The sequence below is a fragment of the Acinetobacter oleivorans DR1 genome (assembly GCF_000196795.1).
GTDB classification, from domain to species: domain Bacteria; phylum Pseudomonadota; class Gammaproteobacteria; order Pseudomonadales; family Moraxellaceae; genus Acinetobacter; species Acinetobacter oleivorans.
Map to the genome: position 1 here is coordinate 1,759,480 of NC_014259.1, position 22,928 is coordinate 1,782,407.

Here is a 22,928-nt window from a genome sequence, read left to right on the forward strand (position 1 = left end):
ATAGCTTCAGTCTACGATATAGATACCGCCATCTGAATGTACTTTAAGCTCAACTTTATTCAAAAAATCGCCTAAACATGGTCCAGAAATACATTCACCTGTTTCCACGGTAAATAAAGCACCATGAGTAGAGCATTGGATGTACTCTTGATCTTGGTCAAGAAATTGATTTTCTAAATATTCAAGCTCAGTTTGCAAATGAGGGCATAAATTCTGATAAGCATAGAATGCGCCGTCACGTTGCGTAACGAAAATAGTCGTTCCTTGTAAAGTGTCAAAAGCTCTAGCTTCACGCTCAGGAACTTCTTCCGTCATACAGATCCTTTCCATTTCAAGCACATTCCTTCTGAAAATTTTCAAGAAGTTTAGCATAATCATTAATTGCTAAACGTGGACCAAATTGAGAAACAACTTCACTCGAAATTAAGACAGCTAACTGTGCAGCAGCATTTAAATCTTGATGATGGTTGAGGGCATAAAGGAATGCGCCTGCAAATGCATCACCTGCACCATTTGTATCAACGGCTTCTACATGACGGCCTGCCACATGGAAATGTTGGGTAGGGTTAGAAACTAAAGCACCTTTAGCACTTTGTGTAATAACTAATGTATGATTTTTAAAACGTAATTGAGCAAGAGCATCTTCTACAGATGTTGTATTTGTATACATTAAGGCTTCTTGTTCATTACAAAATAGTAAATCTACACCATCATCCATAAGTTCTTCCAAGCCTTCGCGAGCGTATTGCACCATTGCAGGATCTGAAAGAGATAGGGCAATTTTAACACCATTTGCTTTTGCAATTTCTCTTGCTTGTTTTACAGCTTTACGCGCTGTTTCACTTGTAGAAAGATAGCCTTCAATATAAAGCCATTTTGCTGTTTTTAATGGTTCAAAATCGATTTGATCTTGAGAGAGTTCAGCAGTGATACCTAAATAGGTGTGCATTGTGCGTTCAGAGTCAGGGCTAATGAGTACCATACAAGTACCTGTTACACCTTCACTGATTGACTTTGCAGTGGTTTGAATACCAGCTTCATTTAAACCTTGCAGATAGATTGAACCTAAATCATCGTTACCAACACGGCAACCATAGAAAGCAGTTCCACCTAATGCACTAAAAGCCACGGTCGTATTTGCTGCTGAACCACCACTCGCTTGACCTTTGTAGTCTTGGTGCTGTTTTAACTCTGCATAAAGACCAGATTGAGTGTCACCATCGGACAACTGCATTGTGCCTTTTTGCAAGCCTTGTTGATTCAGAAAATCATCAGACACTTTAAATTCTTGGTCGATTAATGCATTACCAATTGCAAAAAGATCTACAGTTGCCATATGTGTTGTCACAAATAAAAAAATCAGGTTGCTAAGTTTACACCATTGCTTGGATTTGCTGTAGTTTGTTGAATAAAATTCAGTTACTTCAGAGATTAATGGAAAATTATTGTTTAACTAAGCTATTGAAATGCTACTTTTAATAAATATTATCAATTAATAATGATTCTTGCTAATATTTACAAATACAGTGTACTTCATTGAAACTTCGCATGAAATTTTTCGTAGCGAACTTACATGAAGCGTTCAATTTTATTTATTTCATCAGTTGGGGTTATGACAAGCCATGTATATGCCGTTGAGGCAGAGCAACAAGCTGTAACCAACCTTCCAACAATTTCAGTAAAAGCTGAAAAGGAACAAAGCTTAAAACAAGAAGTGGGACAAGCATCAACTGCAACTAAAGGACTTATGCAATTAAAAGATGTTCCTCAAATCGTAAATGTGGTGCCTAAACAAGCTTTAAGAGAGCAGACTGTGACCTCTATGCAAGGTGCCTTACAAAACGTTGCTGGGCTGAGCTTTAGTGTGGGTGATGGACAACGTGATCAGGTCATGATTCGTGGTTTCTCTGCAATCACAGATAACTATGTAGATGGTATTCGTGATGATGCATTGTATTTTCGCGACATGTCGAATGTTGAGCGTATTGAAGTATTAAAAGGGCCTGCTTCTGTATTATATGGACGTGGTTCTGCGGGTGGATTAGTCAATAAAATTAATAAAAAACCAATGGACGAATCTTTGCATGAAGTCAGTAGTCGATGTGAATGAAAAAGTAGCAGAGAATGTTAAGGTTCGTTTAACTGGCGCAGTTGAAGATTCAGATGGTTATCGTGATCAGGCTTTTTTAAAACGCCAAGCGGTTGCTCCTTCTTTACAATGGGATATTTCAGACAAGACGAAGCTTTTAATTCAGGCTGACTATTTGCATGATGACCGTTTAGCAGATCAAGGTTTCCCGACAGATCCAATTACAGGTAAACCAGTTAAAACAAACCCTAAAACTTTTTATGGTGCGTTAAACGGTAAAGAGGTTGGTGATGTTGATACTGAAATTTCAAGCCAAACCATAAGTTTAGATCATGAGTTTAACGATAATCTAAAATATCATGGAGCAGTTCGTCACTATAACTATTCATTAGACCGTCAATATAGTGTTGATTCACATCCCGCTGATAAGTCACAAATTACTTTGACTCAAAATAAGCGTTTACGTAATGAAGATGGCGTGTATGTTCAGCAAGAATTAAGTAGTTTATTTAATACTGGTTTCTTAAAGCACAATACTTTGATTGGTGCTGAGTATAGTAAGCAGCACAAAGATGAAATACTTTGGCAAGGTGCTAAAACCACAACTGATTTGTATAATCCTGAATTAGAGTATTGGGCTCCGATTAATACAGGCTCAACAACTGCACGTAATAATAATAGTAATACCTTTGAAAACTACGGTATCTATTTACAAGACTTAATGACAGTTACAGATCAGCTGAAAGTTTTAGTTGGTCTACGCTATGATAATTTGTCACAAGATCGCAATGATAAAGTGAAGTCTCAAATATTAAATAGAACTGATAACACCTATTCTCCAAGAATCGGGGTGGTTTATCAGCCAGTAAGCAATATTTCACTCTATACTTCTTATAATCGGTCTTTCCAGCCTTTGGCTGATTCATTTGTTTTATATAAAAACAGTGATGATTTGAGCCCAACAAAAACCGAAAATATTGAGGTCGGTGCGAAGTGGGATGTGAATGATCAATTGAATGTGACGTTGGCTTTATTTGAAATGAGCCAAACAAATATTCAAAATCAAGACCCTACAGATTCAACACTAGCAGTATTAGCAGGTGAGCAAAAAACCAAAGGTGTTGAACTTTCATTAACAGGACAATTAACTGATCAATTATCAGTATTAGCTGGCTATTCGTATATGGATGGTAAGATTGAAAAATCCGCTATTGGACTGACAGGCAATCGTTCTGCGCTTACGCCAAACAATACTGCTAACCTATGGTTAAAATATCAAATGAATGATCATTGGTATGCGGCTGTAGGTGGTCGTGGTGAATCATCACGTTTTAGTGCGCCAGATAACAAGAATGTTTTACCAGGTTATGCTGTTGTAAATGCAGCGCTAGGTTATCAAAGTGAACGTTACGATGTGAACCTCAATCTAAATAACCTGTTTGATCGTGATTACTTTGTTTCGGGACATAGCGGAGCCAATGATTCAAACATGATGGGCGATCCACTGAATGCTCAAATTGCACTTCGTTATCGCTTTTAAGTAAAAGTTTTTCTAAAAGCTCATCGACTTGATGGGCTTTTTTATTTATTGGTTAATATATAAATAGAATTAAAAGCTTTTGTTCTGGTAGGATAAAACGTTCATGGCTATGTGCTTGATATCAAAGCCTTGCCAATGAAAACTAATACTCAACAAAAACATAGTATTTTACTTGGCTTTTGTTCGCCAATCTCAAGCTGACTCAGGCTATAATGAGACTTATTCACTTATCCGATATGTTAGGAGATCACATGACTGTAGATGTCACTGAAACCATTTCTCAAACTGTTCACCCTGCGTTTCAGTTGCTACGTCAGCACCATGTAGAAGCATTAGATATTTTAGTGTCTGAATATAAGCATAAAGTCACAGGTGCGGTGCATTATCACTTGGCAACTGACTATGATGAAAATGTATTTCTTGTTGCTTTTAGAACACAGCCTATGGATTCTAAAGGCACGGCACATATTTTAGAACATACCGCTTTATGTGGATCTGAAAAGTTTCCGGTACGTGATCCGTTCTTTTTAATGATTCGCCGTTCTTTAAATACGTTCATGAACGCATTTACAGCAGCAGATTGGACTGCGTATCCATTTGCTACTCAAAACAAAAAAGATTTCCAAAACTTACTCTCTGTTTATCTTGATGCGGCATTTGCTGCTAATTTGAATCCGCTTGATTTTGCTCAAGAAGGTATTCGTATTGAACTAGAAAATGGGCAACCTGTTTATAAAGGTGTTGTTTTTAATGAAATGAAAGGTGCGATGAGTGCACCGTCTGACCAACTTTATCATCAGTTGGCTCATCATTTATTTCCTGAAACGACCTATCATTACAACTCAGGCGGTGATCCGAAAGATATTCCTGATTTAACCTATGAGCAGTTAGTCGATTTTTATAAAGTACATTACCATCCAAGTAATGCTGTATTCATGACCTTTGGTAATCAAACAGCATATGAACTGCAAGAGCAATTTGAAAAACTAGCTCTACATAAGTTTTCTGCTGGAACAACTCTATATTCTAAGCCCGAAAAACGTTTGGCAGCACCAATTGAAGTAACAGAAAATTATGGTGTTGATAGTGATGATTTAAAAGATAAAACTTATCATGTTTTATCTTGGTTATTACCAGAAGCAAATGATGTGAAATTGCGTTTGGGAATGCGTTTGGTTGAAGGAATTTTGTTAGAAAATTCAGCTTCACCATTGCGTCATTACCTAGAAACTTGTGGTTATGCTCAATCAACAGGTCCATTGATGGGCGTAGACGACAGTAATTTTGAAATGACTTTCTACTGTGGTGTTCAAGGTTCAAATCCTGAACATGCACAAAGCTTTAGAGAAGGTGTTTTAAATATTCTGCATGATGTTGCTGCAAAACCAATTGATAGTAATTTAGTCGATGCAATCTTGCATCAGATTGAGTTGCATCAGCGTGAAATTAATGGTGATGGTACACCTTATGGCTTAAGTTTAATTTTAAATGGCTTAAGCGGTGCGATTCACCATAATGACCCAATTCAAATTTGGGATGTTGACAGCGCAATTGCACAAGTTAAAGAAGAGTTGAAAGACCCAATGTGGTTATCAAATCTGATTCAAACACATTTGCTTGACAACCCACATCGTGTGCAAATGACTCTAGTTCCAGACCCAACTAAGTCTGTAAAGGAGCAAGAAGCAGAAAAAGCACGTTTAGCTGCTATTGGTGAAAAGTTAACAGATGCTGATAAGGCTGAAATTATCGCTAATACCAAGGCGCTAGAGGAACGTCAGGATACTCCAGACAACCTTGAACTATTACCAAAAGTAGGTTTGGAAGATGTACCTGCTGACTTGCATATTGTGCAGGGGCAGTTACGCGAAATTCTTTGTAATCGTATGGATACGCCGTTGAATTTGTACCATGCTGGTACGAACGGTATTTACTATCAACAAGTACTCATTCAGATTCCTGATGATATTGTGAAGTCACCTTACTTCAATTTGCTTTCTATCTTGATGGGCGAAGTGGGTGCAGGTGAATATGACTATCTTGAACTACAAAACTTACAAACAGCTGTAAGTGGTGGTTTAGGAATGGGCGCTTCATTACGTAGTAAAGTTGATGACAAAGATAAAATTAGTGCTTGGCTAACGTTAACGACTAAATCGTTGACTCAGAGGTTTGATGCAATTCATTTATTAAAATTAGCATTTGAACAGCTTCGATTTGATGAGAAAGAACGAATTATTGAATTGTTGCAACAACGTAAAACACGTTGGCAATCTCGCTTGTCTGGAGCGGGCCATAGTTACGCAATGCAAATCGCGTCACGTAATATGAGTGCATTGGCTCAACGCGACTATCAAAACACTGGTTTAGGTGCATTAAACTGGTTAGGCGAGCTTGTTGCTAAGATTACTCAAGACTCTGCTGCATATGATGATTTGATTGCAGAATTAAAGCGTATTCATCGTAAATTATTGCAAGCACCTAAACAGTTCTTGCTTGTATGTGAAGAACATCAGTCTGAACGTTTGGTTGAAGAAATCCAAAATGTTTGGGATAAACTAAATGTTGATGCAACTGCAACAGAATTAACTCACGTAGAACAGGTAAATGACAATAATCATGAAGCATGGTTAATTCAGGCAAATGTTCAGTTCTGTGCTTCAGCCTATCAGGCGGTGGACGTGTCGCATCCAGATGCAGCTCCGTTAATGGTATTGGCAGCTTATTTACGTAATGGCTTCTTACACAGCGCCATTCGTGAGAAAGGCGGTGCATACGGTGGTGGAGCAAGTTATGATGGGAATGCATGTTCATTCCGTTTCTATAGTTACCGTGACCCACGTTTAGCAGAAACTTTTAAAGACTTTGAAGCAAGCGTGCAATGGTTATTAAATACGGAACAACAGCCTCATCAGCTTGAAGAAGCGATTCTTGGGTTAGTTGCAAGTATGGATAAGCCAGGTTCACCAGCGGGTGAGGCGATTACTGCATGTTATGCATTATTGCATGCAAGAACACCAGCTTTCCGCCGTCTCTTGCGTGAGAGACTGTTGCATGTAACTTTAGATGATTTACAACGTGTTGCTCGTCAATATTTGGTTGAGCAAACTCCTGTAAAAGCTGTAGTTGCACCATTTGCCAAACGTGATGAACTGCAGCAATTAGGTTTTACCATTCAACAAGTTAATTAAAATAAAAATTGGAGATGAACATGGCGTTCAGACAATTTGAACGCACATCTTTACAGCTAAGCATGGGAATCGTGCTTAGCTGTTTGTGTGCGTCTGTGACATATGCTGACACCTTGGCACCTGTAACCCCCGCGACAGTAGATGCATGTGTTGCTCTTGCTTCGAATGCCGATCGTCTGGCTTGTTATGACTCTGTATTTAAACCGTCAGCTTTACCAGTTATTCAAGCTGCGGCTGTACCAGAGCCTGTTAAAAAAATTGATGCACCTGCTGTTCCACCTGAAACCTTTAAAGAGAAGGTGGTAGATACAGTGAGTAATATCAAAATAATTGGCAAAGCCCCAAAACTTCAACCTACTACCTCTCTGCTAGATCAACGTTGGGAGCTATCTGAAGAGAGTAAATTAGGGGTTTGGAATATTCGTGCTTATCAGCCTGTCTATTTACTACCTGTATTCTGGACCAGTGATAAAAATGAATTACCTACTAGCCCAAATCCAAACAATGTAGAACATACAGCCCAAAATCTGAAATCAACAGAAAGTAAATTTCAGATTTCTTTAAAGACCAAAGCTTGGGAAAATATTTTTGGTAATAATGGTGATTTGTGGGTAGGTTATACCCAATCTTCACGTTGGCAGACATTTAATGCAGAAGAGTCTCGTCCTTTCCGTGAAACGAATTATGAGCCTGAAGCAAGTTTAATGTTTAGAACAAACTATGAATTGCTTGGTTTAGATGGGCGTTTGCTTGGGGTTACTTTAAACCACCAATCAAATGGTCGTTCAGATCCATTATCTCGTAGCTGGAACCGTGTGATTTTTAACGTTGGGTTAGAGCGCGGTAACTTTGCTGTAATGCTTCGTCCATGGATTCGTCTGGAAGAAGACAGCAAAGATGATAATAACCCCGATATTGAAGATTACGTTGGTCGTGGTGATTTAACAGCATTTTATAAGTGGAAGCAGAATGATTTCTCTTTAATGCTGCGTCATTCACTGAAAGGCGGTGATGATTCTCATGGCGCAGTTCAATTTGATTGGGCTTTTCCAATCAGTGGCAAACTGCGTGGACACTTCCAGTTGTTTAATGGTTACGGTGAAAGCTTAATTGACTATAATCACCGAGCAACCTACGCGGGCTTGGGTGTTTCACTCATGAACTGGTACTAAGTTTTTACTTGTAAAAAAGCCGCTTTAAAAGCGGCTTTTTTATTATCCAATTTGAATGTTGGCTTGGGGATGTTTGAGCCGACTTTTTTTCGGTGTGGCAATTAAATAAGCTAGTGTTAATGGACCGAGTCGCCCAGCAAACATTAGTAAGCTTAAAATGAATAAACTCCCATTATGCAGCTCTGGCGTGATTCCACGAGAAAGCCCCACTGTACAAGCTGCGGAAACAACCTCAAAAAGCAAGTTCATAAAGTCTGCTTTAGGCTCTAAAAGCAAAATAATAAAGAATCCCATGAAAATGAGTATGCTTGTAATTGCAGTCACTGCTAATGCTTTATACGTCGTTTCGTGTGCGACTGAATGATTAAATATTCGGATTTCATCTGTGCGACGTAAAAATGAAATCACACTGAGTACTAAAATGACAAAGGTCCCAACTTTAATTCCACCAGCTGTACTGAGTGAGCCACCACCAATAAACATAAGCAACATCATGAGTAACGAGCTGCTGTTGGTCATTGCGCCTGTATCAATAGTATTAAACCCTGATGAGCGCGGAACAGTGGCTTGAAACCAAGCATTTAACGCTTGATCACCTACACTGAGCACTCCTAGGGTATGAGGATTTTGAGCTTCTAAAGCCCAAATTAAAATAAAGGCAATCAGGTTAATCACTGTAATCGTTGTAAGGATCAGCTTGCTATTCGGAGTGAGTTTTTTCCATTTTTTATTTTGCTTAATGTCCATGAGGACTAAAAAGCCAAGGCCACCCAAGGTGTAAAGTATGCTAACAGTTATACAAATCATATAATTGCTTTGAAAGCTGATTAAGCTGTTAGAAAATAATGAAAAACCAGCATTGTTAAATGACGAAATGCTGTAAAAAACTGCATAGTACAATCCACGTGCAAAGCCGTAAGACGGTGTAAAAGCAATAGTGAGAATAATTGTACCAATAAGCTCAAAAATAAGAGTGTAAGTAACAACTCCTTTAGCAACAAACGTCACCTTTGAGAGGCTTGTCTGACCGAGACTATCTTGAGCCATCATTTGTTGTTTAAGACCAACTTTGGGTGACAAACTTAATGCAGCTAAGATGGCAAAAGTCATGAAACCCAAACCACCCGATTGAATCAGCAATAGAATAATGGTCTGTCCGAACAGGGTGAAAGACTCATGAATATTTAAAACAGATAAACCAGTAATTGTGACTGCTGAGGTGGCTGTAAAGAGTGCATCCATCCAGCTCACATGACCTGTATTGGCAAATGGCAGTTTTAATAATAAAGTGCCAAAAATAATAAAGCCCAAAAAACCCAATGCCAAGAGTGAAGGAGGGCTTAAATTTAATGTTTTATTGGGCTTGGGATATATAGACATATTCTAGATTTCGCCTCTTATGTGAAGCAATGAGAAAGTTTCTTTAATTGCGGTAAATGACCTTCTAAAATAAGAATGTCATGTGTTTGCAATGTGAAATTTTCTTCGGTCTCAAACAAAATTTGCTGCTGTCTTTTTACGAGCAATGTTTTAACCTGTGGCGCTTGCTGCATAATGCCATATAAGTTAATGCCATTAAGCTTGTCAGGAATTTCAATTTTTATAATGTAGTGATCGTCTTCTAAAGACATATAGCGACTAACCATTGGATAGTTCAGTGCTTGGGCAACTCGTACCCCCATATCTTCTTCAGGATGAATAATTTTATTGATATTGAGGTGCGACAAAATGGTGTGATGTGCTTTGGTTTTTGCCTTTACCCAAATCTTATCTATACCTAAATTTTTTAAATTGAGTACACACAAGATACTTGCTTCAATATCCTCACCAATTGCGACCACAACTGCATCACAGTTTTGAATATTAAGTTCATCAAGTACGTGTTCGTCAGTCGCATCGGCAATGACGGCATGAGTTAAAACGTCGGCAAGATTTTCAACATTCTTTTTTACCGTATCAATGCCAATAACATCATGATTTAATTTTGTGAGCTCTTGAGCAACAGTTGCTCCAAAACTTCCTAAGCCAATGACTGCAAACTGTGCCATATTGATCCTTGTTTCCTGATTAGACGTTTATTTTTAAGGATATTTTCTTTGAGATAAAGAGAGGCAATGTAAATATGAGGGGAATATTAAAAGAATTATATGAATAAGCCGACAAATTTGTCGGCTTATTCATCAAAATTGAAGATTATTTCAAGAAACGTTTGTAGCCAACATTATTCGTAATTTCAGCATACGGATAACTAATCTGCTCAAGAGTTTCAATTAGACCATCAGGGTTCTGCTTCGCATCGGTTGCTTGTAAACCTACTAAAACACGTCCTTCTGCTGCGCCATGGTTACGGTAATGGAACAACGTAATATTATGGGTTGGGCCTAAACGAGTTAAGAAGGTTAAAAGGGCACCTGGACGTTCCGGGAACTCAACACGGAACAATCTTTCATCATCTATATTTGCGTGACCACCAATTAAATAACGAATATGTAGTTTGGCAACCTCATCATCAGAGAGGTCATCTACTACATAATTTTGTTGCTTTAATTGCTCTAAAATTTCATGACGCTCTGCATCACCACCTTTTAAGCTAATACCGACAAATACTTGCGCTTCATCTGTATTGTTTGCTCGGTAGTTAAACTCGGTAATATTACGACCTTGTAAAGCACGGCAGAAGCCTAGGAATGCGCCTTTTTCTTCAGATAAGGTCACCGCATAGATCGCTTCGCGTTGTTCACCTAACTCAGTACGTTCAGCAATATAACGTAGGCGGTCAAAGTTCATATTGGCACCGCATACAATCGATACCATATTTTTATTGCTGATTTTATGTTCGGTAATATATTTCTTGATACCAGCAAGGGCCATTGCACCAGATGGTTCAACAATGCTGCGGTTTTCGTCAAATGTATCTTTAATGGCAGCACAGATTTCATCTGTATTTACAGTGACAATATCTGGATCAACAATTGGGCCTGAGTTGTCAGACTTGCGCAGACGAATAATATCAAATGGTAAAGCGCCAATTTGTGCAACAGCAGTACCATCTGCAAATAAGCCTACATGTGGCAAGATTACGCGCTCATTGGCTTCTAAGGCTGCTTTTAAACATGCAGACTCTTCATATTCAACGCCAATAATTTTCACATGGGGTGCAACTTCACCAAGGTAAGCTGCTACACCTGAAATTAGGCCACCGCCACCAACAGCAACAAACACATATTCTACATCACGCCATTGACGTAAGATTTCATTTGCAATTGTGCCTTGACCAGCAATAACAAGTTCATCGTCGTAGGGTGGAATGAATACAAGGCCTTCAACTTCGGCACGTTGTTGTGCGTATTTATTTGCTACATCAAAACTATCACCATGTAACACAACTTGACCGCCCAAGCGTTTAACTGCTTGAACTTTAATGTCAGGAGTTGTACTTGGCATAACAATAATTGCTGGAATTCCTAGGCGTTGACCAGACAATGCTACACCTTGAGCATGGTTGCCAGCAGAGGCACAAATTACCCCACGTTCGAGTTGTTCTTTAGGTAACTGGCTAATACGGTTATAGGCACCACGTAATTTAAAAGAAAAAACAGGCTGTAAATCTTCGCGCTTAAAACGAATTGTATTATTTAATTTTTGACTAATTCGTGGAGCTGCTTCGAGAGGCGTTTCAATTGCAACATCATAAACCGTTGCTTGTAAAATTTGTCGTACCACACGAGACAGCATGTTCATCTTCCCTATAACAGTTTAAAATAGGAAATTATTGTAGCAAACCCTTGTGCATTTGCGCCGATTATTGGTGCATAAATGTCAAAAAATAGTTGAGTGATGTCATGAGTCTATATGCAACCCAAGATGAAAAGAAACAAGCTGCTGCGAAAGCTGCTTTAAAACACTTGCCCAAAGGTGGCATTTTGGGGGTTGGGACTGGAAGTACCGTAAATTTTCTAATTGATTTATTGCCTGAATTACAATTAGAAGCAGCTGTGGCAAGTTCTCAAGCAACTGCTGATCGCCTTAAAAAATTAGGCATTGAAGTTGTAGATATGAACCATGTAGGTGGTTTAGATGCCTATGTTGATGGTGCAGATGAAATTGACCGTCATATGCATATGATTAAAGGTGGTGGTGCTGCATTAACACGTGAAAAAATTGTAGCTTCAATTGCTAAGAAATTTGTTTGTATTGTTGATGATTCAAAATGGGTTGATCAACTCGGACGTGATTTTCCACTTCCAGTAGAAGTTATTCCAATGGCTCGTTCTGCTGTAGCTCGTAAGTTGGTAAGTTTAGGTGGTGACCCAGTTTATCGTGAAGGTGTAGTAACAGATAACGGTAATGTGATTTTAGATGTATTTAATCTTAATATTTTAAATGCAATTGATTTGGAAAAGACCATCAACAATATCCCAGGTGTTGTGACTAACGGTATTTTTGCGTTAAACCCTGCAACAATTGCAATTGTTGCAACAAATAATGGTATTGAAGAGCGTACTGCACAGTAATGTCTGCGGAAATGCCAGAAATTAAAATCGTTCGACACGTAAGAGCAAGAAAATTGCGCTTACGTGTTGAGCCTGCTTCAATCCGTCTCACAGTTCCTTTGTTTTGTAGTAAAAAACAAATTCAGCAATTTTTGGCTCAATCTGAACAATGGTTGACCGAGACGTGGAATAAGCAACAAAATGTTCAATCGGCATCGATTGAAATTCCTTCCGAGATTTATTTTTTTAATAAAGACCAACCGTTTCAGGTCATTGTTCAAAAGCAGCATCGAGTTTTTCAATTCGATTGGGAAAGCAGTTGTTTATTTCTTAAAGATACGCAGCCATATTTGGCATTACAAAGTGCAGTGATTGCCTTTGCAAAACAAGAGTTACCCGAGCTTTTAAAAGAGTTAAGCGAACACACTCATTTGGCTTATAGAGAATGTACAATTCGCCGTCCGAAAACTCGTTGGGGAAGTTGTAGTAGTCAGCATAATATTATGCTACATGCAGGATTAGTATTGATGCCACACGAGATTGCTCGTTATGTGGCTATTCATGAATTAGCTCATACTAAACATTTTGACCATAGCCCAGCTTTTTGGGCTGAAGTTGAAAAATACGATCCATATTTTCAAAAACACCGCAGACAACTTAAATCAAATCCGTTGCCTGCATGGTGGTATGTCTCAAACTAACTAAAACTACATTCTAGTTGTGGTGTTTGTAAGTTATCTGGTGCTTTTCGGCTGTCTAAACCTGCTTTAGCACTCACGATTTTATTTGCTTTAATTGATAATTGTATAAAGTTGTATTGCTGCGTTGAGTTATTTGGTTCAGCGGAACTTGAGTTGAGTAAATAACTTGAGCTTGCAGCATTTGTTTGCAATAAATTATCTGTACTATCCGCACTTAACGCAGAGCGATAAGTCTGTGATCCTTTAATAAGGTCGATTTGACCATTCGCACGGAAATTAAGCTGGCAACCTGTTGTGGTGTCTTCGTAGTGACCCACTAGATAGTCTGTAGCAGGTAGTTTTGGGTCGGAAAGATTAATGCTGGTCAAACCTTGTTTGCAAGGATAGGCAGAACCATTACAGGTCACTGTAATACCGCTAAAACCTACAGCGCGACGATAATCACCAGCACCATCTATGCGGAAAAAGTCAGTCGTATTTCCGACAGGTACGACCCCTGAATATAGTTTCTTTTGCAGCAGGTCATAACCTGTTTGATCTAGAGTGGATTGGCTTTGGGCATCTGCTAATTTAAAGGTAGCGACTTTTAAATTGATTGCAAAATTATCGCGTGTAGCTTTTTGATTAGCTGCGATATCTAACAGTGTATTTTTAACTGGATCAATATTATCTGGAGCAGATGCGAAAATAGGAGTAAATGTTGTTTGATCACCTTGAAGTTTTTTCCCATCTAAAAAGCCATCTTTTAAATCAGTTGCCAAACTTTTAATGAGCTCTTGGTATGTGGTTGTTCCACCATGAAAAGTTGACCAATATTGTAAGTAGCCAAAGCTAAGATAGCTATCCACATATGTACTAGGTTTTTTAGTTGAATACTGCAATAAATTTAAAACTGTAAGAGGATTGGCTGGACTTAAACTTGGAATGTCAGCATCTTTAAACGCGTTAAGAAGCGATCTATAAACATCTTGAGAAGCTAAATCTACATGCAATTGCTCAATGCGGGTTGGGTCAATCGTTTCTTGAGGGAGTTGTCCCGAGCGTATAGCAGCTCGTTGGTAAATCGCTTCACTGCTTGGACTAATGAAAAGGGTTCTACCACTTACACTATTTGGTGTAATAAACGCATGATAAACGCCAGAGAAATTTTGGTATGTTGAAGTAATCGGATCAAATACTTGAGATGAATTTTGAGTCGTAATTTCTACGCGATATAAACGACTTAATTTAGCAGTAGGAATTTTGACATTAAAGCTATTTAAACTCGCAATTGAAGTATCGACTAAAACAGAGTTGGTGGTGTTGTCATATACTTTGAGTTGGATATTACGCATTTCTATAGGAGATTTAAGAGTAACATCCGTTGTTGCCTCGGGAGTAGGATCAACAGGTGTTGGAGTGTTTGGTGAACTACCACTACTACTGCCTCCACCTCCGCAACCAACAAGTGCAGCACTTAAAATTAATGTGCTTAAACCAAGGTAAGTGCGTAATTTTGTTTCTTTTGATTGATGAAGCATCCTAGCTCTCCAAAATTAAATCTGATATTTATTTGCTGATATTTGTTTAGTTCTGACAGTTGAATAAGTGCTATCTAATTGTCGCTAAAATTAAAAAAATTAAAATTACCAAGCATGAAATGGTTTTGTAAGCTTGGACATCCTGTCATACTACAGCACAAGTATAGATTCAAAAATTGAGGTAATGCACGTGATTTCTGTCGGAATTGTTGGTGGAACGGGTTATACAGGCGTTGAACTATTACGTATTTTATTACGACATCCTAAAGCGCAGGTTCGAGTTCTTACTTCACGTACAGAAGCGGGCAAACCAGTTGCAGATATGTTCCCTAATTTACGTGGACATACTGATCTTCAATTTTCTGATTTAAATATCGATGATTTAAAAAAGTGTGATGTTGTATTTTTTGCTACACCGCATGGTGTTGCGATGCAGCATGCAAAAGAATTGATTGCAGCAGGTTCTAAAGTGATTGATTTGGCTGCTGATTTTCGTTTGCAAAATCTTGAGCAGTTTGAAAAATGGTATGGCATGGAGCATGCTTGCCCAGACGTTTTAGAAAACTCAGTATATGGTTTGGCTGAATTAAACCGCGAAAAAATTAAACAGGCGCAAGTTATTGGTAACCCTGGTTGCTACCCGACTACTGTTCAATTAGGTTTGGCGCCACTTTTGAAATCAGCGCAAGCATTGATTGAAACAAAAAATATTATTATTGATGCGAAGTCAGGTGTTTCAGGAGCTGGCCGTAAAGCAAGCTTAGGCATGATCTATAGTGAAAATGCTGATAACTTCAAGGCTTATGGCGTTGCGGGTCACCGTCATCATCCGGAAATTGTTGAAGCATTAGAAAATATTTCTGGACAAAAGGGAGGCTTTGAAGGGCTCTTATTTGTTCCTCATTTAGTTCCAATGATTCGCGGTATGCTCAGCACAATTTATGTCGATTTGACAGAAACTGGAAAACAAACTGATATTCAGGCATTGTATGAGCAATTTTACGCAAATGAAAAATTTGTTGATGTGATGCCTGCTAACAGTTCGCCTGAAACACGTAGTGTGCGCGGTGCGAATGAGCTTCGTATTGCTTTATATAAGCCGCAGCCGAATAAACTTATTATTCTTGCGGTACAAGATAACCTTGTGAAGGGTGCATCTGGTCAAGCTGTACAAAATATGAACCTTATGTTCGGCTTTGATGAAGATGAAGGCTTACAAGGGATTGGTTTATTACCATAAAAAACTCTTTTTTGCTTCACACACATTTAAATTTCGATTTAAATGTGTGTCTTGACTCTGATCTTAAACACTGAGATGACGATGCAAAACTCTGGACAGACGACTTCGGCAGACAGTTCGTTGCAAAAGAAAAATTTTTTAAATACTAATAAACCTTTGTTTATTGGTGCGGCTATTTTAATGAGTGGTTGTCTTGCGCTCGGCTATACAATTGGACACCGTCAAGGTTTAACTGTTGTAGGTTACGATGCAGATGCAGAGCAATTGGTTGAAGTGGTGCAAAAGCAGAAAACAGCTTTAGATGCAGTTAATAAAAGCCTGAACGCTGCGGTACAAGAGCGTGACGTTGCTGTAACAAATGCAAATGATCTGTTTGAAGCTCTTAATCAGGCCAACGCTGATAAAACGCAGCAAGAAGGTATGAGTAATATCTACCGAGATATCTTGAGGCAGCGTGGTGGTTTAAGTTTGACTATTCAAAATTTGGCAATCAAACCTTTGCCTGAAAATGCTTATGAATATCAGTTGGATCTAGTACAGGTAAGCCCAAGTAAGCGCCGTGCTTCAGGATCAATTGAGATAAGACTCATTAAGGATACAGAAGTTTTAGTTGTACCACTTGAAGCTAAAAGCTTTAACTTTACTGACTTCGAGCGCTTAACAGGTCGTTGGACGATGCCTAAAGGTTTTACACCTCAATTTATTGAGGTACGTTTAACAGGCGGCTCTGATACACCAGTTATTAAACGTTTTAGTTGGCAGCGCGGTAAACCTGTCGAAACATCTTCTGCTTTCGTGGCAGAAATTCCTCAAGCTGAAGCAAATTCACAATAGTAACATCCTATGCGAACAAATAAGCGTCAAACAAACTTAAAAGATATTAAGGCTTCTTTTCAGCAGTCTGGTTATGTCGATTGGCACTTCCATCCACGCTTAAGTGATTCGCAAAACGAAGATCATGACGGAGAGGTTGTTGTACAAACAGCACCTCCTGAACTCAAGCGTCCGCCATTGTATGCAGTCGTATTAATGAATGACGATTACACGCCAATGGACTTTGTAATTGAAATTTTACAACAATACTTTGCAATGAATCTTGACCAAGCAACTCAAGTAATGCTAACAGTACACTATGAAGGTAAAGGTATTGCTGGGGTATATCCAAGAGACATCGCGGAGACCAAAGCAAACCTTGTTAATAATTACGCTCGATCGCAAGGTCATCCATTACTTTGCCAGATTGAGCCTAAAGCATAAGGGGGTTACATGCTCAGTCGTCAATTAGAAGTATCATTACGTTTGGCTGTTAGCATGGCTCGTCAAAAGAGACATGAGTTTCTTACAGTTGAACATTTATTATTAGCACTACTCGACAACGATTCGGCCGTGAATGCTTTAAAAGCATGTGGGGCTGATATAGTTTCTTTACGTAAAGAATTAGAAGAATATGTAGAACAACATACTCCTAAGCTTGGCGAAAATAGCGAGCAAGCGCCTCATCCAACAGAAAGTTTCGACCGCATTTTGCAACGTGCTATTTTCCACGTGCAATCAAGTGGCGGCGATCGTACTGTTGAAGGTGCAGATGTTTTGGTCGCAATGTATTCAGAGCGTGATTCTTTTGCTGTGTATTTGCTTAAACGTCATCAAATCAATCGATTGACATTGACTCAATACTTGTCTCATGGGACGCGTAAAGATGAAGTGCAAGTTGAAGAAGAAGTTGAAGATATTGAGGGTGAAACTAGCGCGGGCAATGCAGGACCATTAGAGCTTTATACGCTGAACTTAAATGTTGAAGCGCAAAAAGGTAAAACTGATCCACTTATTGGCCGTGAAAAAGAAATTGAACGTACAGCTCAAATTCTGTGCCGCCGTCGCAAAAATAACCCATTGCTTGTCGGTGATCCGGGCGTTGGTAAAACCTCGATTGCTGAAGGTTTAGCATGGTTAATTGTGAATGGTAAGGCGCCTAAACCTTTAAGTCAGGCTGAAGTCTATAGCTTAGATATTGGTGCATTAGTTGCTGGCACCAAATATCGTGGTGATTTTGAAAAACGTTTAAAACAATTGCTTAATGCTTTGAAGAAAAATCCAAATGCGATTTTATTCATTGATGAAATTCATATGATCATTGGCGCAGGCTCAAGTATGGGCAGCACAATGGATGCTTCGAATTTGATCAAACCGGCTTTGGCTAATGGTACTTTACGTTGTATCGGTTCAACGACGTTCCAAGAATATCGTCAGGTTTTTGAAAAAGACCATGCGTTATCACGTCGTTTCCAGAAAATTGACGTCAATGAGCCAAGTATTGCTGAAACAATTGATATTTTGCGTGGCTTGAAATCTAAATTTGAAGATTTCCACCACGTACAATATGACGATAAGGCATTGGTATCAGCTGTAGAGCTTTCTGCTAAATTCATTAATGATCGTTTCTTGCCAGATAAGGCAATTGATGTGATTGACGAAGCTGGTGCTCAGCGTCGTTTGAAAGCTGAAAGCGATGATAGTTTGATTACGGTAGAGAATATCGAAGATATCGTTTCTAAGATTGCTCGTATTCCGCCTAAAACTGTTTCTAAAGACGATAAGTCAGTGCTTGAAAATCTTGAGCGTGATTTAAAACGCGTTGTGTTTGGTCAAGATGAGGCAATTACTGCTTTAGGCTCAGCGATCAAGTTGTCTCGTGCTGGGTTGAAATCACCAGATAAGCCAGTAGGTAGTTTTGTTTTTGCTGGCCCAACAGGTGTCGGTAAAACCGAAGTGACTAAGCAACTTGCGAAGCTGTTAGGTGTTGAGCTTGTGCGTTTCGATATGTCTGAATATATGGAACGTCATGCAGTTTCACGTTTGATTGGTGCACCTCCGGGTTATGTGGGTTATGACCAAGGTGGGCTATTAACTGATGCGATTCATAAGAACCCACACTGTGTTTTATTGCTAGATGAAATTGAGAAAGCACATCCAGATGTGTTTAATCTGTTGCTACAAATCATGGATCATGGGGCTTTAACGGATAACAACGGACGTAAGTCAGACTTTAGAAACGTTATTATTGTCCTGACTACGAATATTGGAGCAGAAAGTATTTCTCGTGCGAGTATTGGTTTTACTGAACAAGATCATAGTTCTGATAACCAAGAAGCAATGAAACGTGCTTTCTCACCAGAGTTCCGTAACCGTCTAGATAGTGTTATCCAATTCAAGTCATTGCCAACAACTGTGATTGAGTCTGTGGTTGATAAATTCTTAACAGAATTACAAGCACAACTAGATGACAAACAAGTTGTACTTGATGTGGATCAAAGTGCTCGTGATTGGTTGGCAACAAATGGTTATGACCGCTTGATGGGTGCACGTCCAATGCAACGCCTCATTCAAGAACACTTGAAGAAACCACTAGCTGAAATGATTCTGTTTGGCGAACTTGCAGATCATGGTGGTAATGTGGCTGTATCAGTGAAAAATGAAGATGGCAAAGCTGTCGGCTTAAAACTTGAAGTTTTTGAAGATCATCATACGGCAGAACCAGCGTAATTTATGTTAATTGATAGTCTTGCTATAACCCGAATACTGAGTGTATTCGGGTTATTTATTATCACAGCAATTGCTGAAATTCTTGGTTGTTATTTCCCTTATCTGATTTTAAGAGAAGGCAAGTCTGCTTGGCTATGGCTACCTACAGCTTTGAGCTTGGCTGTCTTTGTATGGCTGCTGACTTTACATCCAGCGGCTTCTGGGCGCATTTATGCTGCATATGGCGGTATTTATATTTTTACTGCTCTCATATGGTTGCGTTTTGTGGATCAGGTTGGATTAACAAGATGGGATATATTGGGTGGTCTAATCGTGCTTTGTGGAGCTGGCTTAATTATTTTACAACCACAAGGGCTGATTCGTTAATACAATGAGTGAATCAAATCTTAAGCGTGAAAATAAGAAGTTTTTTCTAAAAAAAGACTTGTCAAAGCTCTCAACAATGCGTATTTTAGATTTAAGGAACATTTTTTAATATTTGAGATAAAGATGTTAAATCTATCTGTGAACACTAACGCTTATTATTACTTTTGGCAATTTAGATAGTTGCCTGAGCGTATTCGGGCATGAGAAAGTTGCCCATCACAGTTAATACCTGATCGGCAACCCCGATCAGGTTTTTTTATGCTTTATCTTTTTTGATTTGAGGAACTTAAAATGAACAACATGACTTATTCGTACTTTAGCAACTTTTATTGGTTTTACTTTTGCTTACCTTTACCAACGAATAGATCCAAAACGCTCAAATAAATGATCGGACTGAATAGATTGCAGTCCCAAGGAAAAACCAATGAATGCCCTAAATACTTTATTGACACAAAGCAATACAAAAGAAACACCAGTTAGTTTACCTGTCCAGTTAAAAGCAAAATATCCGCTTGCACACTCTTTCGTGCGTCAAATTGCCGAACATCGCCAAACTATTCAAAATATTCTTATCGGCAAAGATCCTCGGTTAATGGTAATTACAGGGCCTTGTTCAATTCATGATCCGGTTGCAGTACTTGAATACGCTGAAAGATTGCAAAAATTACAAGAAAAAGTAAAAGATCAGATTTTTATCGTGATGCGTGCATACATTGAAAAACCGCGTACAACTGTGGGTTGGAAAGGTTTCATGTACGATCCAAATTTAGATGGCTCATCAAATTTACAACTTGGTTTAGAAAGGTCTCGTGAACTTTACCTGCAAATTATTGAAAAGGGTTTGCCAATTGCGAGTGAAATTTTAAGTCCAATGGCAACTGGTTATTTTGATGATTTATTGGCTTGGGGCGCAATTGGTGCTCGTACCAGCGAGTCTCAGATTCATCGTGAAATTTCAAGCCACATGCCATACAGCATTGGTTTCAAGAATGGTACAGATGGCTCAATTCAGATTGCATTAGATGCAATTCAGTCAGCACAAAATGAGCATCAATTTTTAGGAATGAATCAACAAGGCTTGCCTTCAGTGATTCAGAGCGCTGGCAATCCGTTACCGCACTTGATCTTGCGTGGAGCGAATCATGGGCCAAATTATGATTTAGCTTCAATTCAGGCAATACGAGAAAAACATAAACAAAATCTTCCTGCATTAGTCATTGACTGTAGTCATGGCAACAGCAGTAAAGATCCATTGCGTCAGCCAGAAGTTTTACAGCAAATCGTTGCTGAACGTTTAAAAACACAAGTAAAAGGTGTCATGATTGAAAGTCATTTGGTTGATGGTAGCCAAAAGATTTCTTGTGATATGACGTATGGGCAGTCAGTAACTGATGGTTGTCTAGGTTGGGAAAAAACCGAGCAACTTTTGTTAAGTGTTTCTGAGCAATTAAAAGTGAAAGAGTTAGCTCATTCTGCTTAATCATTTGTCGATTTAAAAAGGGATCTACGAATAGATCCCTTTATTTTTTAAGAAGCATGTTTTAGTTCTGATAAGAATGTAGTAATTTCATGCCCAAATTTTTTCGGCTCGGTTAATAAAGGTGTATGGCCTGAGCGTTCAAAATATATTGCTTTTGCGTGTTCAACACTATGTGCAATAAGTGTCTGTCCAGTTTCTGGATAAAGCGTCGAGTTACGACCAATAAAGAAGGTTGTTGGGCATTGTAATTGTTGAATGGCTTCACGATAATCTTCATTGTGATAAAGATAATTTTCGACATACCAAAATAAATAATCTAGACGCTGAATTGGTAATAAGTATTTTTGTAGAAAAGGCTGTTTGAGCGCTGTTTTAAAAACTAAAGGGCTAAATGGATTGCTGCTTTGTAACTCAATAAAATCTACCCAAAGACGAACCAGTTCTTGTCGATCTGGAAGCGATAATTCATAAAGATATTTTGCATTTTTGTGCTTTGATAATAATTGATAAATATCATTTAATAATTGTTTGAACTGGGGGTGCAGAGGACCGAATAGACCATATTCCCATGTTGAATCGACAGATATTTTTGGTGTTTGATCAATATGCAAATAGGCTTTTAACTGCTGCGCCAGATGAGCATGCTTCATGCCATGCATGGCCGTTGTAGCGCCCATTGAATAACCCATTAAGATAAAGTTATCGAGTTTTAATTGTTCTATTAAATGGGCGACATCTTGCCAGTGGCTAGAAATTGCATCTTGTTCAGGGATTGCACAGTTCTTTGATCCACCGAAACCACGCCAATCTGGAATGATAAACTCATAATCTTTACGGTTTGCATAAATAAAAGGAAGCCATTGCCAGCTTTGCATGCCAAGACCAGATAAAACCAAAACTGGTTCACCACGACCAACACGACGAACAAATAAATTTTCCCGATCGGGCATGGTGTAATATGGCATGACTATTCTCCGGCTACGCTATCTTGAGCAAAGCGTTTTAATTGAGGGATGACTTGTTCCAACCATTTGATCCATTCACTTTCCATCGTAATCCCAAGTTCTAAGATCATTTTGTGAATGTATAAAACACGGTTATCTAGATCATCGTTATCTTTAAAATCCTTATCATAAATACTTTGATAAAGTTTTAGTTTCTCTTGATGTAAACCAAGATGCCTTAACAGCTCAGGTAATATCTGATTATTGCTCAATTGTGCTTCAGCACGCAATCTAACCATTAAATCATCACGAAGCTGCGCGGGTTCACTTTGTTGTGTCATCCATGAAGCTAGTTCAATACGCCCCAATTGCTCAACTTGGTAGGTTTTTTTTCGACTATTTTCCATTTCATTTTCTAAAGTTGAAACCCAACCTTTTTTTAGCATGTGATTGAGTTCGCGATAAATTTGCTGATGGGTAGCATTCCAGAAAAAACCGATTGAACGATCAAACCGGCGGGCAAGTTCGAACCCTGTACTTGGTCGTTCAAGCAAACTGGTTAATAAAACATGAGGAAGTGACATAGCAATCCGGTTTGTAAGCAAAAGTAAAGTGTGACTGATGAGATTATGCAACATGTTGCATAAAA

Annotated in this window: 18 protein-coding genes and 1 pseudogene; 11 read left to right on the plus strand and 8 right to left on the minus strand. The window is 38.7% G+C overall.

What is annotated here, in order from left to right:
- Positions 1 to 6: 6 nt before the first annotated feature.
- Both AOLE_RS08325 and AOLE_RS08330 read right to left on the minus strand, forming a co-directional pair.
- Entirely contained in the window at positions 7 to 315 is a 309-nt protein-coding gene (locus tag AOLE_RS08325) for a Rieske (2Fe-2S) protein (RefSeq protein WP_003652095.1), read from the minus strand.
- Between the two features lie 16 nt (positions 316 to 331).
- A complete protein-coding gene (locus AOLE_RS08330; RefSeq protein WP_013197642.1) occupies positions 332 to 1,336 on the minus strand; it encodes an adenosine kinase in 1,005 nt (334 codons plus the stop codon).
- Between the two features lie 237 nt (positions 1,337 to 1,573).
- On the opposite strand from AOLE_RS08330, the pseudogene AOLE_RS08335 reads away from it, so the two are divergent.
- The 3 genes and pseudogenes from AOLE_RS08335 (at position 1,574) to AOLE_RS08345 (ending at position 7,992) form a co-directional block, all read left to right on the plus strand.
- Positions 1,574 to 3,629: pseudogene (locus tag AOLE_RS08335) on the plus strand (TonB-dependent receptor).
- A gap of 251 nt (positions 3,630 to 3,880) precedes the next feature.
- A complete protein-coding gene (locus tag AOLE_RS08340) occupies positions 3,881 to 6,820 on the plus strand; it encodes an insulinase family protein (protein WP_013197643.1) in 2,940 nt (979 codons plus the stop codon).
- A gap of 20 nt (positions 6,821 to 6,840) precedes the next feature.
- Complete coding sequence (locus tag AOLE_RS08345; protein WP_013197644.1) at positions 6,841 to 7,992, plus strand: phospholipase A; 1,152 nt, start codon at positions 6,841 to 6,843, stop codon at positions 7,990 to 7,992.
- Positions 7,993 to 8,034: 42 nt separating this feature from the next.
- Here the strand turns inward: AOLE_RS08345 and AOLE_RS08350 are convergent, their stop codons facing one another.
- The 3 genes from AOLE_RS08350 to ilvA all read right to left on the minus strand — a co-directional run bounded on the left by AOLE_RS08350 (position 8,035) and on the right by ilvA (position 11,733).
- The gene (locus tag AOLE_RS08350; RefSeq protein WP_013197645.1) at positions 8,035 to 9,372 is read right to left on the minus strand and encodes a TrkH family potassium uptake protein; all 1,338 of its coding nucleotides are present in this window, start codon (positions 9,370 to 9,372) and stop codon (positions 8,035 to 8,037) included.
- Between the two features lie 17 nt (positions 9,373 to 9,389).
- Complete coding sequence (locus tag AOLE_RS08355; protein WP_005306134.1) at positions 9,390 to 10,040, minus strand: potassium channel family protein; 651 nt, start codon at positions 10,038 to 10,040, stop codon at positions 9,390 to 9,392.
- A gap of 145 nt (positions 10,041 to 10,185) precedes the next feature.
- Entirely contained in the window at positions 10,186 to 11,733 is a 1,548-nt protein-coding gene (gene ilvA / locus AOLE_RS08360; protein ID WP_171056849.1) for a threonine ammonia-lyase, biosynthetic, read from the minus strand.
- 101 nt (positions 11,734 to 11,834) lie between these two features.
- On the opposite strand from ilvA, the gene rpiA reads away from it, so the two are divergent.
- Together rpiA and AOLE_RS08370 are read left to right on the plus strand one after the other, a co-directional pair.
- Positions 11,835 to 12,506 (plus strand): ribose-5-phosphate isomerase RpiA, encoded by a 672-nt coding sequence (gene rpiA, locus AOLE_RS08365; RefSeq protein WP_004791976.1) that lies wholly within the window; start codon positions 11,835 to 11,837, stop codon positions 12,504 to 12,506.
- Positions 12,506 to 13,186 carry a YgjP family zinc-dependent metalloprotease gene (locus AOLE_RS08370; protein WP_013197646.1) on the plus strand — a complete coding sequence of 227 codons (681 nt, stop codon included), beginning with the start codon at positions 12,506 to 12,508 and terminating at the stop codon, positions 13,184 to 13,186. The genes rpiA and AOLE_RS08370 overlap by 1 nt, the downstream gene beginning before the upstream one ends.
- Here the strand turns inward: AOLE_RS08370 and AOLE_RS08375 are convergent.
- The gene (locus AOLE_RS08375; protein ID WP_013197647.1) at positions 13,183 to 14,706 is read right to left on the minus strand and encodes a hypothetical protein; all 1,524 of its coding nucleotides are present in this window, start codon (positions 14,704 to 14,706) and stop codon (positions 13,183 to 13,185) included. The two genes, AOLE_RS08370 and AOLE_RS08375, sit on opposite strands and share 4 nt — an antisense overlap.
- Before the next feature lie 184 nt (positions 14,707 to 14,890).
- Here AOLE_RS08375 and argC point away from each other — a divergent pair, with 184 nt between their 5' ends.
- From argC to AOLE_RS08405, 6 genes are all read left to right on the plus strand, one after another.
- Complete coding sequence (gene argC, locus AOLE_RS08380; protein WP_081399135.1) at positions 14,891 to 15,946, plus strand: N-acetyl-gamma-glutamyl-phosphate reductase; 1,056 nt, start codon at positions 14,891 to 14,893, stop codon at positions 15,944 to 15,946.
- A gap of 75 nt (positions 15,947 to 16,021) precedes the next feature.
- Entirely contained in the window at positions 16,022 to 16,780 is a 759-nt protein-coding gene (locus AOLE_RS08385; protein WP_081399300.1) for a DUF6776 family protein, read from the plus strand.
- 9 nt (positions 16,781 to 16,789) lie between these two features.
- Positions 16,790 to 17,203 (plus strand): ATP-dependent Clp protease adapter ClpS, encoded by a 414-nt coding sequence (gene clpS, locus AOLE_RS08390; protein WP_002121129.1) that lies wholly within the window; start codon positions 16,790 to 16,792, stop codon positions 17,201 to 17,203.
- Positions 17,204 to 17,212: 9 nt separating this feature from the next.
- Positions 17,213 to 19,489 (plus strand): ATP-dependent Clp protease ATP-binding subunit ClpA, encoded by a 2,277-nt coding sequence (gene clpA / locus AOLE_RS08395; RefSeq protein WP_005306114.1) that lies wholly within the window; start codon positions 17,213 to 17,215, stop codon positions 19,487 to 19,489.
- Positions 19,490 to 19,492: 3 nt separating this feature from the next.
- A complete protein-coding gene (locus tag AOLE_RS08400; RefSeq protein ID WP_013197650.1) occupies positions 19,493 to 19,855 on the plus strand; it encodes a YnfA family protein in 363 nt (120 codons plus the stop codon).
- A gap of 424 nt (positions 19,856 to 20,279) precedes the next feature.
- Positions 20,280 to 21,335 (plus strand): 3-deoxy-7-phosphoheptulonate synthase, encoded by a 1,056-nt coding sequence (locus tag AOLE_RS08405; protein ID WP_013197651.1) that lies wholly within the window; start codon positions 20,280 to 20,282, stop codon positions 21,333 to 21,335.
- Between the two features lie 47 nt (positions 21,336 to 21,382).
- Here the strand turns inward: AOLE_RS08405 and AOLE_RS08410 are convergent, their stop codons facing one another.
- Both AOLE_RS08410 and AOLE_RS08415 read right to left on the minus strand, forming a co-directional pair.
- Positions 21,383 to 22,300, minus strand: coding sequence for an alpha/beta fold hydrolase (locus AOLE_RS08410; RefSeq protein ID WP_005306106.1), 918 nt, complete (start codon positions 22,298 to 22,300; stop codon positions 21,383 to 21,385).
- Between the two features lie 2 nt (positions 22,301 to 22,302).
- Positions 22,303 to 22,863 carry a PadR family transcriptional regulator gene (locus AOLE_RS08415; RefSeq protein ID WP_005306103.1) on the minus strand — a complete coding sequence of 187 codons (561 nt, stop codon included), beginning with the start codon at positions 22,861 to 22,863 and terminating at the stop codon, positions 22,303 to 22,305.
- Positions 22,864 to 22,928: the final 65 nt, after the last annotated feature.